Genomic DNA, 11,964 nt, shown 5'->3' with positions numbered 1-11,964 from the left:
TTATTCCGCGCCCAGCCATTCCTTGATTACGTTTGCCACAATGCGCGGGTCGTTCTGCGCGAGGGTCTTGGCCATCTCCAGGTTGCTCTTGTAGACGATGACCTGCTTCTGTTCTTCCGCTTCGCGGGCGATCCGGGCCAGCTCCTCGTGGTCCGGTTCCGGTTCCGGCTCCGGCTCGACCGGTTCCGGCTCCGGCGGCATCTCGACCGCCTGGTCGAATTTCTTCATCACCGGCTTGAGCAGCGGGCGCAGGATGCGGTACCAGAGGAACAGCAGCACCATCGCGATGAACACCCATTTCGCGACGTCCTTCGCCAGCGGCAGGTTGTTCGGGTCCTTCCACCAGTCCGGGACGGTGTCAAGCGGCTTGTCGATGCCGTCGAACGGGGCGTTGGCCACGTTCAGGGTGTCGCCCCTGGCCTGGTTGTAGCCCATCGCCTGCTTGACCAGTTCATTGATCTGCGCGACTTCGGCGGCGCTCAGCGGCTTGATCGCGACCTTGCCGGTCTTCGGATCGACGCTGCGGCGGTAGTTGACCACCACGCCCACGGTCAGGCGCTTGATGCCGCCCATCGGCTTCTGCTCGAAGCGCAGGGTCTTGTCGACTTCGTAGTTGGTGGTCGCGTTCTTGCTGGTCGGGCCGGCGCTTGCAGCTGCACCTGCCTGCTGGCCGGCCGCGGGGGCGCCTTCGATCGGCGCGGTGGCCACGCCCGGCGGCTGGTTCGACAGCGCGCCCGGGATGCCGGACGGGTTCTGGGTGCCCGGACCGGTCGACTCCGAGGTCTGCTGGCTGCGGATCGCCTGCGGCTCCGGCGGCGAATTCGGCTTGTACATCTCGGCGGCGGTATCGACCTGGGCGAAGTCCACTTCGGCGGTCGCTTCGGCGCGCACGTTGTTCTGGCCGACGATCGGAGCAATGATCGACTCGACCTGCTTGACGATGTTCTGCTGCAGGGCTTCGACGTACTTCAGCTGGTTCGGATCGAGCTGCTTGCCGTTCTTCGCGCTGGTATCGGAGAGCAGGGTGCCGTTCTGGTCGACCACGGTCACGTTGGACGGGGTCAGTTCAGGCACCGAGGACGCGACCAGGTGCACGATGGCGCTGACCTGGGCCTGGTCGAGGGCGCGGCCAGGCTGCAGGTTGAGCAGGACCGAGGCGGTCGGCTTCTGCTGCTCGCGCACGAACACGGACGCTTTCGGCAGCGCCAGGTGCACGCGCGCCGAGGCGACCGCGGACACCGACTGGATCGAGTTGGCCAGCTCGCCTTCCAGCGAGCGCTGGTAGTTGACCTGTTCGACGAACTGCGAGGTGCCCAGCTTCTGGTTCTCGAGCAGCTCGAAGCCGACGTTGCCGGCGCGCGGCAGGCCCTGGGCGGCCAGCTTCAGGCGCACGTTGTGGACCTGCTCGGCCGGGACCAGGATCGCGGTGCCGCCGTCGGAAAACTTGTACTTGACCCCCATCTGGTCGAGCGAAGCGGTGATCGCGCCGCCGTCGCGGTCGCTGAAATTCGAGAACAGGACCTTGTACTCGGGCGCCGAGCTCCACAGCCAGATCGCGGCGATGACGGCCATCGCGGCCGCGATCGCGCCGCCGATGACGACGCGCTTGCCCATTGGAGTTTCCCAATACTTCGGCCTGGATTCGGCCTGGGCGCCGAGGTCATCGTCGAGAAGTGGTTCCGCAGTTGTTGCCATGGTGGGTGGTCGGGGGATTGGGATCAGGGTAGTTGAACGCCATTATGAAGCCGTAGGGCAACATTCAAACCCTCGAAAAGGGGGATGTTTACGGTGCTGCTCGAAGGCAACCATTGCCGGGGCGCTGATATTCTGACAGCCTGAATGAACCTGTTCTCAAGAGGCGGACATGAATATCGGCGGAATCGACAGCAGCCGCATCGAAGCGATGATGGCGCAACTGAAGGCAGCGGCCAGCAAGCCGGCCATGCCATCGGCCGCGTCGGCGCTGAACGCCGGCGGCATCGGCGGGATCGGCGGCCTGGGCAAGCCCGGCGGCGCGGAAGGCGTGGAATCGTCGTCGAAGGTCAGCTTTTCGGATGCCCTGAAAGCCCAGCTGGAAAACGTCAGCAACGCCCAGAACCAGGCCGACGAGATGGGCAAGCGCTTCGCCGCCGGCGACGATTCGGTCAGCCTGTCCGACACCATGATCGCAATGCAGAAAGCCAGCATCACCTTCCAGGCCACCGTGCAGGTGCGCAACAAGCTGGTGTCGGCCTACCACGACATCATGAACATGCAAGTGTAATAAGCTTAATCTTCAAGCCAAATCAAACCGGGGTCAGACTCCGATTTTTGGAAACGGCCTTCGGGCAATTGCCAAAATCGGGAGTCTGACCCCGGTTTGATTTACAACAAGTTTTAGACGAGGCCGGCCAGGCGGGCGTTGCGTTCGCGCTCGAGCTTGGTGATGTAGCGCTGCACGGCGGCCAGGTTGCCGCGCGAGATGTCGATGAACTGGCAGCCGAGGCGGCGGTTGGTCTTGTTGTTCAGCAGCGTCATGTCCAGCGAGTTGCGGATCTGCAGCGAGGTCATCACCGGGCCGATTTCCGGCAGCTCCAGGCGGCAGCCGACGTAGGTCTGGCCGATGGTCGTGCCGAGCACCTGCTTGTTGTCGAGGATGGCGATGCCGCCGCAGCTGATGTCGGCCAGCGGGAAGGTTTCCAGCTTGCCGCCCAGTTCGGCCGGCAGGGGAATGGTCACGCGCACCGGATTGCTGACCGGGGTCGCCATCCGGTAGAACTCGCGCCGCTGCAGGCGGATCAGGCTGGCCGGGATGTTGGCGCGTACGGCGGTGCTGCCGTCGTAGCTGATCTCGCCCAGGCCGTCCGCGCCGAACAGGATGCGGATCTTGTCGAGCGAGGTCTCGCAGCGGACCGTGCCGGCGGCAGCCATGCGCTGGATCTGGTCGCGGCTGACCGGGCGGTCCAGGATCATGGTATTGCTGTCCGGATCGACGTCGAGGATCGAGGTGACGCAGACGTCGGCCTCGCCCCTGATCAGGACACGGACCAGCTGGTTCTTTTCGGAGATCTGGCGCAGCAGCGCGACGATTTCCCTGCGCGACTCGACTTCGTAGTCGTGCCAGGCTTCTAGTTCGGCATCAGTGATTGCTTGCATCTGTTCCAACCGGTGATTCTTCTGGTTGCAGGAGTCGCGTCGTGTCCGGAGGCGGGGGTAGGGCCTGACCGGTGGTTTGCGCTGACTCAATATAATATAGCCATGCTAACAGTTCGGCAATGGCGCGATACAGGGCGGGTGGAATCTGCCGGTCGAGATCGACTTGCATCAGCAGCGCCACCAGCTCCTTCGATTCGTGCACGAACACGCCGGCGCCGCGCGCGCGTTCGATGATCTGTTCGGCCACCAGGCCATGGCCCTTGGCCACGACCTTCGGCGCCGGGTCACCGGCGCCATACGCCAGCGCCACCGCGTGCTGGCGGCGGGTGTCAGTGTCCCGGCTCATCGCTCTGGGCGGCCGCGTGGATGGCCAGGGTGCCGAGGGGCGTGCCGGCGGCGTCCAGCGCATCGGCCAGGCGGCCGCTGCCGGCCTCCAGCAGCGCGCGCGCCGATGTCGGGGCGTCCAGGCGGATGTGCAGCTGGCCGCCGGACAGCACCACCTTCGCCGCCACCTCGCCGAGGCGGCCGAAACGCAGCGTCAGGCTGCTCTGCCAGCTGGCGGCATCTCCTTCGCCCTGGTCAGGACGGCCGTCCGCATCGCGTTCGGGCTCTCTTTCGATCTCCCAGCTCAGTTCCTGGCCCGGCCACAGCTGGCCCTGCCAGGCGACGCGCGCCTGTTCGTGGGCATTCAGCTGCAGGTTGATGAGCTGGGCGGTGGCCGGATCCGACGGCGGCGCCATGCCGCGCGCCTGCGGTTCGGTCGCCAGCTCGGCCTGCGTGCGCGCGCCTTGCGCCCATTCGGCGACGTGGGACTCGTAGAACAAGCCGCTTTTTTCCATGCCCTGCCGGAGCGCCGCGGCGATCTGCGACGTGTCCAGGCTGGGCGCGCCCAGCAGCGGGGTGCGGCCGAGCGCGGCGGTCTGCTGCGCGCCGCCGTTCTGGGCGGCGGCGATCACCTCGCCCAGCGCCTTGCCGGCTTTGCTGAGCGAGGCGCCGGCGCCGCCATCCGCGCCCAGGGCCGGAGAGGGGAGCTGTGTCCCGGCCAGCAGGGCGCTGGCGCGCGCCAGCGCCGCCGCCCCCTTGCCTTCCAGGTAAGCGAGCGGCGCACCCTGCAGACCGGCGCCTTCCGGCAGCGCCGGCCCGGCTTCGGCGAAGGCCTGGCCGCCCTGGGCGGTGGCGACCTGGAAGGTGGGACGCGGATGCAGTGCGACCAGGGTCAGCGGCACCTGGCTGCCGGCCTGCACGCCGTTCGGCAGCGGCATGCGGGCCGCCATGTCGGCCACCCGCACAACGAAGCTGCCGTCGGACAGTTTGCTCAGGACTTCGGCCTGCATCGACTGGCCGAGCCGCGTGGCCATGGCGCGCTGGAAGGCTTGCTGGCGCGGATCGGCGACCGGCAGCACGGCGCCGACGCGTACAACCGGGGTCAGCGACAGCTGGTCGCGCGTCAGCATGGAAGGGCTTAGATACCGTAGGCGCGCGCGAGGCGGCGTTCGGTCGCGTTATTGTTCATCAGGGCCGACAGCTTGGCCATCCACGGCTGGGTCAGGTCGCGGATCTTGCGGTCGCTGGCCAGCATCTTGCGGATCGCATTCGCCTTGCGCACGCGCTCCTGGCCGGCGAGCGGGGCGCCGTCGCCGCTGGCCTTCAGCTGGCGCACGCAGGCGGCGCACTGCTGCTCCAGCTGGACCACGCGGTCCCAGTCGTTGTCGGTGGCGGCGGCCAGCATCTGGTCGGTGATGCCGACCATCGCTTCATAGACCGATACGATGTCTTGTCCGGTCATCATGGCTCAGGCACCCGCGAAGGCAGCGGTCTTCGGCGCGGCCGGGGCGGCGGCCGGCGCCGAAGCGGCCTGCTCGACCTTGTCGCCGATCGCGACCCAGGCTTCGCGCAAGTCCGACAGCAGGCGGTGCACCTCTTCGATCGCCGGCACGTCGTTCTTCAGGTTGGCGTGCAGCAGGCGGCGGCTCATGTAGTCGTACAGCGCGTCCAGGTTGGCCGCGATCTCGCCGCCGGCGTCCTTGTCGAGCGAGGCGCGCAGGCCGTTGTCGATGATCGTGATGGCCTTCGAGATCGCCAGGCCCTTCGCCGCGATGTTGTTCGCGGCGATGTTGGTCTTGGCGCTCAGCAGCGCGACCAGGGCGCCGTCGTACAGCATGACGATCAGCTTGTGCGGCGAGGCCGAGGCGATGCCGGTTTCCAAGCCCACGTTGGCATAGGCGTTGACGCCGCGTTTCATGGTTCCAAACATCTTGGTTCTCCGATAAATCTAGGGTTAGCTGTTGGCCTTGAGGGCCGCGAGCTGCTGGGTCAGGTAGCTCTGGGTGCTCTGCATCGACTGCAGCATCGTGTCCAGGGCGGTGAATTGGGCGCGGTAGCGCTTCTCGATGGCGGTCAGGCGGTCGCTGAATTTGTCACGCTGGCTGGCAACCTGCTTGATGGTGACGTTCAGGCCGTCGGTCTTGCCCTGAAGGATGCTGCCCTTGCCAGTAAAGCTCGCCGACAGGTTGGTCAGCTGGTAGGCATAGCCCTGCGAGAAGGTCACGCTGCCGCGATCGCCCTCGCTGCCGCTTTTGACGGTCAGCTGGATGCCTTCAGCGGGCGATCCGGCCGCCGCGGTCAGGGTCTGGCCGTTGCCGGTGGCGGCCACGCCGCCGATCGTGCCTTCGACGTTGTTGCCCTTGGCTAGGACCGGGGTGCCGAAGATCGATTCGAACTGGACGCCGGACACGCTGGCGATCGAGACGTTTGACTTTTCACCGAACAGGCTCGACGAGATCGTCAGCTTGCCGGCCGTGTCGACCGAGGTCTCGACCGAGTCGCCCGCGCCGGAAAAGGCGGTGTTGCCGTTGATCGCTGCGCGCAGCACGGCCGCGAACTGGGTGCTGTCGTAGGTGCCGGCAGGGATCGTGATGTTCTGGACCTTGCTGCTGGTGACGGGGTCGCTCTGGTTCAGGGTCACCGTCCAGGTGGTGTTCGGATCGATCTTGACCGGGACCGCCAGGCCGGCGGCGCTCGTCACCGAACCTTTGGTCGCCATCTTCGAGATGTAGACGGGATACTCGCCGGCCTTGGTGGCCGCGCTCGACTTGTCGAAGCTGATGCCGCTGTCGCTGGCCGAGCCCATCGCCGCGAACAGGCCGCCGATGTCCGAAAAATTGTTGGCGATCGCGGCGTTCAGCTTGGTCGAATCGACGGCCAGGCTGCCGTCCTTCTGGAACGAGATGCCGACCTGGCTCAGGTTGGTGAGCTTGCCGCCCAAGCCCTCCACCGTGGTGCCGAGCTGGCGCCGAAGCTGCGACTGGATCGAGCGTGCCGATGCGTCGCCCTGCAGCGGACCGCCGGTCTTGGTGTCGGCGTTATAGCCGGTCAGGCCGGAGATGGTCTTGTTGAGGTCGTTGTAGGCCTTGACGAAGGCATTGATCGCGTCCGAGACGGCGCCGGTGTTCTTCGATACCGTCAGCGTACTGCTGCCGAGCGCGCTCACGTCCATGCTCACGCCCTGGATCGCATCGCTGACCGAGGTGCTCTTGCTGGTGACCGTGATCCCGTTCACGGTCAGCTTGGTGTCCTGGGCGCCGGTGGTCTGGGTCAGGCCCTGGACGCCGGCTGGGTCGTAGCCCATCAGGCTGGCAACGGCGGGCTCGGGACCGTTGACGCCGTCGCCGCTGACGCTAATCTTCATGGTCGAACTGGAGCCGGTCTTGTTGTTGGTGAGCACCAGGTGATAGGGGGTATCGCTGCCGTCCGACACGATGGTCGCGGTCACGCCGATGTTGGCCTTGTTGATGGCGTCGCGGATGCCCTGCAGCGACTGGTCCTTGGCGTCCAAGGTGACGATGCCCATGTTCTGCGTGCCGTCCTGGCTGAAACCGGCGCCGAGGTAGCTGCCGGTGCTGCCCGCGGCAAAGCCGGCGGCGGCCGGATTGTTGCCGCCGATGACGATCTGGCTGCCGTCCGCCGAGCTCAGCGTGACGCCAGTCGTCGTGGTCGTGCTGGAGCCGGTGTTGGCAGATTGATAGTCCAGTCCGATGCCGCCGTAGACTTCGTCGCCGGCCGCTTCGCTCACGTTGATGTTCGAGCCGTCCGCAGCCAGGAACTGCAGGTCGTGGCCGGCCGCCGTCCCTTTCACCGTGATGTCGGCCGCCGCTAGCGCATTCAGCGTGGCCGTGCTCTTCAGGGCATCGTCGATCGAGGCCGCGGTGACGCTGCCGCCTGCATCGGCCGAGACGATCTTGACGCCGTTGACCGACAGGCTGTAGCTGCCGCTGACGACGCTGACGTCGCCGAAGCTGCTGAACAGGCCCGCCGGACTGGCGGTGGTGCCGGCCGTGGCGGTGACGCCGGTGCTGTCGCTCTTGTCGTTGATGGCGGCCGCCAGTTCGCGCGCGCTGCGGGTGGTGCCGCTGGTGGCGATCGCGGCGCCGTTGATGGTCAGCGAACCGCCGGGGATGCCGGAACCGGTGACGCCCAGGCCGAGGGCGCTGCCCGCGCTGCCGAAGGTGCCGCCCGTGACGCTGCCGAACTGGAAAGTGAGCGTGGTCTTAGCGCCCTTGCCGAGCAGAGCGCTGGTGCTGGCGCTACCGCTGCTGACCAGGCTCTGGGCCTGTGCGAGCTGGGTGACGTTGACCTTGTAGCTGCCGGCTACCGCGCCGGCGCTGGCGCTGGCCGACAGGATATCCTTGTTGCTGGAAGAAGTGGAGAGCGCGCTGAAGGTGGATGTGGAATTCAGCGAAGTCAGCGCGGCCTGGAAGGTGCCGACCGCGGCGCTCACCTTGCCATAGGCCGCCAGCTTGTTCTGGTAATCGGCCGTTTTCTTGTCGTAGTTATTCAGCGGAGCGGACTCGGCCGCCATCAGCTTGCTGACGAGGCCTTCGACGTCCAGGCCGGAGCCAATACCAGATGAACTGAGTCCCACTTCTTTCTCCTGTGAAAGCGATAATGTAAGTCATTAACGACAGAAGCAATTCGTACTTGAGAGCAGGAAATCCCGTTCAATTCAAATCCGAATGGATGGGTAGGGCCGGAAAGAACAACACCGCTGGCGCCTTCCGGGCGGCAGCGGTGTCAGAGGGGCAAACCAAGTACGGTTCAGGCGGTCTGACGGATCAGCAGGCCGCGCATCTTGTCGAGCGATTTGGCAATCTCGAGCGCTTCTTCCGAGGGAATCTGGCGTACGACTTCCCGGGTAGACTGGTCGATGACCTTGACCACGATGTCCTTGCTATCTTCGTCGATGGAGAATTCCAGGCTTTGCGCGGAAGGCGGCATGGACTCGTTGATTTTCTTGACGGCGGCGCTCAGGGCGTCTCGCGAGGGCTGCGCCCCGGTCGTCGACGTGGTACCGGCCACGACGGAAGCAGGTCCGCCCTGCTCGGTCGCCTGGACCGGACGCTCGTCGAGTTTCGGAGTGATGGGTGAACCAACCGGCGAAATATTCATGGTGAGTTGAGTTCCCTAGCAAAAATTCCTCGGCTGAATTTCTCCAGCCGAGGAACCGATTACTGCACTAAATTGTGGCCGGATTCAGCGATTAGCCACGCAGCAGCGACAGGACGCCGTTCGGCAGCGAGTTCGCCTGGGCCAGCATCGAGGTGCCGGCCTGCTGCAGGATCTGGCCGCGGGTCATGCTTGCGGTTTCCGAAGCGAAGTCGGTGTCGACGATGCGGCTGCGCGATGCCGACAGGTTCTCGGTGGTCGACTGCAGGTTCGAGATGGCCGAGCTGAAGCGCGACTGCAATGCGCCGTATTCGGCACGCTGGCTGTTGACCGTCGACAGGGCGGCATCGGCAATCTTGATGGCCAGCTGCGCGCCGTCGAAAGTCGTTACGTCCAGGTCTGCAACCGCATTCAGCTTCGATGCGCCGCTCAGGCCGAGATTCGAGGCATCGGTGACCGAGAAGCTCTTTTCCGAGTCCAGAGTGATGTTGCCGACTGCGGTACCGGTGGCGTTGCCGCTGGTCGTTCCGATCGCGAAATCGGTGCCTTGTGCCTTGCCGTCCTCGTCGTAGTTATCGAGCGTAACGTCGTCCGCGCCAGCGTTGCCGATCTTGATGTCGTTGCCTTCCGAATTGGTCAGGCGAATGCCCTTGTTGTCGGCATCGTAAGAGGCGACGACACCGGTCTTGGCCGATTGTGCGTTGAACGCGCTGATCGCGGCAGCGTAGCTGTTGGCGCTGTCGTCCGAGCCTACCGAGAACGAAACGGTGACGGGCTTGGTGCTGTCGTTGTTCGATTCGATCGTCAGCTCGTACGACTTGTCAGCAGTTCCCTTCAGCAGCGCGTCGGTCTTGGCAGTCGCGGTCACGCCCGTGTCGGCGGTTTTTGCATTGATGGCGGCCGCAGTGTTCTTTGCGTTGGCGCCGCTTGCTGCGGTCGGGACCGTGGTCGAGCCAAGGTAGCCGTTGATCGTGATGTCTGCGCCGTCGCCTACCGCCGCGGTGTCGGACACCACCACCGAAGCCACCTTCACGCGGTTGTCACCGTAGGTGTTGGTCTGGAAGTTTGCGCCGTTCATCGAGATCAGCTGGCCTGCGTTGGCGCCGACCTGGAAGTTGGCGGTGCCCATCGAGCCGTCCAGCAGCTTGGTGCCGTTGAATTCGGTGGTGCCGGCGATGCGGTTCAGTTCCGAGGTCAGCTGGGTGACTTCGGTCTGCAGGGCCTTGCGGTCGCTCGAGCTGTTCGACGAGTTCGACGACTGCACTGCCAGTTCGCGGATGCGCTGCAGGATGTCGCCCGAGCTCGACAGGGCGCCTTCTGCGGTTTGCGCCATCGACACGCCGTCGTTGGCGTTGCGGGTCGCCTGATTCATGCCGCGGATCTGCGAGCTCATGCGGTCCGAGATTGCGAGGCCGGCAGCGTCGTCCTTGGCGCTGTTGATGCGCAGGCCCGAGGACAGGCGCTGGATCGAGGTGTTCAGGGAGCTTTGCGAAGTCGACAGGTTACGCTGTGCGTTCAGGGATGCAACGTTGGTATTGATTACGGATGCCATGGTGTCTCTCCAGACTTGGTCTTGCATTTGCGTGGCGACGTGCCACTCGATCACTTTGGTGTGCCACGCTGTTCCGTGACATTCACACCGCTGTTGATGCAGGTAACGTACTGCTATGGGAAAACTTTATGGTGGAATTCAAAAAAATTTTCGTACGGCAACCGTTTCGATACAAAAAACGCCGGCTTGCCGGCGTTTTCGTATCATGTTGATAACTGAACTTCAGTTGGCGATGACGACCCGGTTCTTGCCGCTGCTCTTGGCCTGGTACATGGCCTCGTCCGCGCGCGCCATCAGCGATGCCTGGTCCTCGTTCTGGCGGCGCAGCGCCACGCCGCAGGAGAAGGTGATCAGCATCTTCTCGTTTTCGTGCAGGAAAAAGTGTTTGGTTAGCTCGCGCTGCACCCGCACCATCGCCGCGGCGGCGGCTTCCACGTCCGTTTCCGGCAGCAGGATCAGGAATTCCTCGCCGCCGAAGCGGGCGATCACGTCCATCGAGCGCAGCGTGTCCTTGACCACCTTCACCAGGTGGCGCAGGGCCCGGTCGCCGGCCAGGTGGCCGTAGGTGTCGTTGAGCTTCTTGAAATTGTCGAGGTCGAGCAGGGCCACGCACAGCGGCGTGCCGCGGCGGTCGGCGCGCGCGCTTTCGCGCTCGAACACGTCGTCCAGGCCGCGCCGGTTCAGGCTGCCGGTCAGCTGGTCTTCGCGCACCAGTTCGCTCATATGCTGCAGCTTGGCTTCCAGCTCGCGGATGCGGGCTTCCGCTTCCTGCATCTCGCGGTGCGCGGCCAGCATGCGGTCGCGCGAGGCGAGCGCCTCGGCCTGCACCGCGCGGGTCTCGCGCAGCACTTCTTCCAGCACCTGGTTCAGTTCCTCGATATTGGCGGCGCCGCGGATGCGCTCCGAGAAGCCGCCGATCTTTTCCTGGTAGTCGCCGGTCGAAGCGGCCACCGAGCCGAGCCGGTCGATGAAGGTCATCATCATGTTCTTCATGGTCAGCTTGACGTCGGCGATGCCGTGCCGCAGCTGGCCCTGCTTGTAGATGACGTCCTTCAGGCTGCGCGTCGCGTCTTCCAGCGCGCGGTGGTCGAGCGGTCCGGCGATCAGCTCCTGCACCGCGGCGATCTGGCCGCGCATCCAGCTGTCGTCGTCCAGCAGCTCGCTGACGTTTTCCAGCAGCAGCTTGAACAGGCGCAGCAGCAGCTCCTGCTGTTCGGCCGTGTCGCCGCTCTTCAGTTCGATCTGGTAGCACAGCTCCTTCAGGCGCGCGCCGATTTCGTGCAGGGCCGCTTCGCCGTGCGCGGTCCTGACCGCGGTGCCCAGCGATTCGGCCGCGTCCGCCAATGGGGAACTGGCCGGCAGCAGGGCCGCGACCGCGAAGGTGAGGGTGCGGCTGAGCAGGTCGCGCAACTGCCTGGCATCGGCGTCCTCGAGGCCCAGCGCCATCACCGGGTGGGTGTGGCGGCGCAGGTGCTTCTCGGCCAGCTGCGACAGCATGCGCGCATAGCCGTCCCAGTCGCGCTGCTTGACCGCGCGGTTCAGGCGCGCGCCGATTTCGGCCAGTTCGCCCGGCGTGTCGGCAAGACGGTGGGCAAAGCCGGACAGCACGTTCTCCGCGCCCGGACCGGCCTCCGCCGTGGCCGGGGCCAGCGGCGCGATCACGCCGGCGATCTCGTTATAGATGTCGCGGTAGGCGTCGGGCGTGGGAGCGATGCGCCGGGTCGCGAGACGGCGGAACGCTTCCCTGGCGATCTCGGCCGGATTGGGGGTGGGGCTGGACATGGACGTTGCTACTTGGAATATTTATTCCGACATCGTAGCGGTGTTTTTTGATT

11 protein-coding genes are annotated in these 11,964 nt (G+C 65.3%); 1 reads left to right on the top strand and 10 read right to left on the bottom strand.

Going from position 1 to position 11,964, the window contains the following annotated elements:
- Nucleotides 1-1,695, bottom strand: a complete 1,695-nt coding sequence (gene fliF, locus AC3A6M_RS00240; protein ID WP_487850750.1) for a flagellar basal-body MS-ring/collar protein FliF — start codon at nucleotides 1,693-1,695, stop codon at nucleotides 1-3.
- A 169-nt stretch (nucleotides 1,696-1,864) separates the two neighbouring features.
- Between fliF and fliE the strand changes: the two genes are divergently transcribed.
- Nucleotides 1,865-2,263 carry a flagellar hook-basal body complex protein FliE gene (gene fliE, locus AC3A6M_RS00235; protein ID WP_487850749.1) on the top strand — a complete coding sequence of 133 codons (399 nt, stop codon included), beginning with the start codon at nucleotides 1,865-1,867 and terminating at the stop codon, nucleotides 2,261-2,263.
- 113 nt (nucleotides 2,264-2,376) lie between these two features.
- Here fliE and AC3A6M_RS00230 read toward each other — a convergent pair whose 3' ends face one another.
- The 9 genes from AC3A6M_RS00230 to AC3A6M_RS00190 all read right to left on the bottom strand — a co-directional run bounded on the left by AC3A6M_RS00230 (nucleotide 2,377) and on the right by AC3A6M_RS00190 (nucleotide 11,911).
- The gene (locus AC3A6M_RS00230; RefSeq protein WP_487850748.1) at nucleotides 2,377-3,135 is read right to left on the bottom strand and encodes a flagellar brake protein; all 759 of its coding nucleotides are present in this window, start codon (nucleotides 3,133-3,135) and stop codon (nucleotides 2,377-2,379) included.
- Entirely contained in the window at nucleotides 3,119-3,481 is a 363-nt protein-coding gene (locus tag AC3A6M_RS00225) for an EscU/YscU/HrcU family type III secretion system export apparatus switch protein (protein ID WP_487850747.1), read from the bottom strand. The genes AC3A6M_RS00230 and AC3A6M_RS00225 overlap by 17 nt, the downstream gene beginning before the upstream one ends.
- Nucleotides 3,465-4,589 carry a flagellar hook-length control protein FliK gene (gene fliK, locus AC3A6M_RS00220; RefSeq protein WP_487850746.1) on the bottom strand — a complete coding sequence of 375 codons (1,125 nt, stop codon included), beginning with the start codon at nucleotides 4,587-4,589 and terminating at the stop codon, nucleotides 3,465-3,467. Before fliK ends, AC3A6M_RS00225 begins: the two co-directional genes overlap by 17 nt.
- Before the next feature lie 8 nt (nucleotides 4,590-4,597).
- Nucleotides 4,598-4,924 (bottom strand): flagellar protein FliT, encoded by a 327-nt coding sequence (locus tag AC3A6M_RS00215; protein ID WP_487850745.1) that lies wholly within the window; start codon nucleotides 4,922-4,924, stop codon nucleotides 4,598-4,600.
- Between the two features lie 3 nt (nucleotides 4,925-4,927).
- Complete coding sequence (gene fliS, locus AC3A6M_RS00210; RefSeq protein WP_487850744.1) at nucleotides 4,928-5,389, bottom strand: flagellar export chaperone FliS; 462 nt, start codon at nucleotides 5,387-5,389, stop codon at nucleotides 4,928-4,930.
- Between the two features lie 24 nt (nucleotides 5,390-5,413).
- Nucleotides 5,414-8,056 (bottom strand): flagellar filament capping protein FliD, encoded by a 2,643-nt coding sequence (gene fliD, locus AC3A6M_RS00205; protein ID WP_487850743.1) that lies wholly within the window; start codon nucleotides 8,054-8,056, stop codon nucleotides 5,414-5,416.
- A gap of 173 nt (nucleotides 8,057-8,229) precedes the next feature.
- On the bottom strand, nucleotides 8,230-8,580 hold the full coding sequence (locus tag AC3A6M_RS00200) for a flagellar protein FlaG (RefSeq protein WP_487850742.1): 351 nt from the start codon (nucleotides 8,578-8,580) through the stop codon (nucleotides 8,230-8,232).
- A gap of 91 nt (nucleotides 8,581-8,671) precedes the next feature.
- Nucleotides 8,672-10,129 (bottom strand): flagellin, encoded by a 1,458-nt coding sequence (locus AC3A6M_RS00195; RefSeq protein WP_487850741.1) that lies wholly within the window; start codon nucleotides 10,127-10,129, stop codon nucleotides 8,672-8,674.
- A 222-nt stretch (nucleotides 10,130-10,351) separates the two neighbouring features.
- On the bottom strand, nucleotides 10,352-11,911 hold the full coding sequence (locus AC3A6M_RS00190) for a GGDEF domain-containing protein (RefSeq protein ID WP_487850740.1): 1,560 nt from the start codon (nucleotides 11,909-11,911) through the stop codon (nucleotides 10,352-10,354).
- Nucleotides 11,912-11,964 lie beyond the last annotated feature (53 nt).

The sequence above is a fragment of the Telluria sp. Soil_C_11 genome, assembly GCF_057657395.1.
Note: the sequence above shows the minus strand (reverse complement) of the source record. Positions and strands in the feature narration are given on the sequence as shown.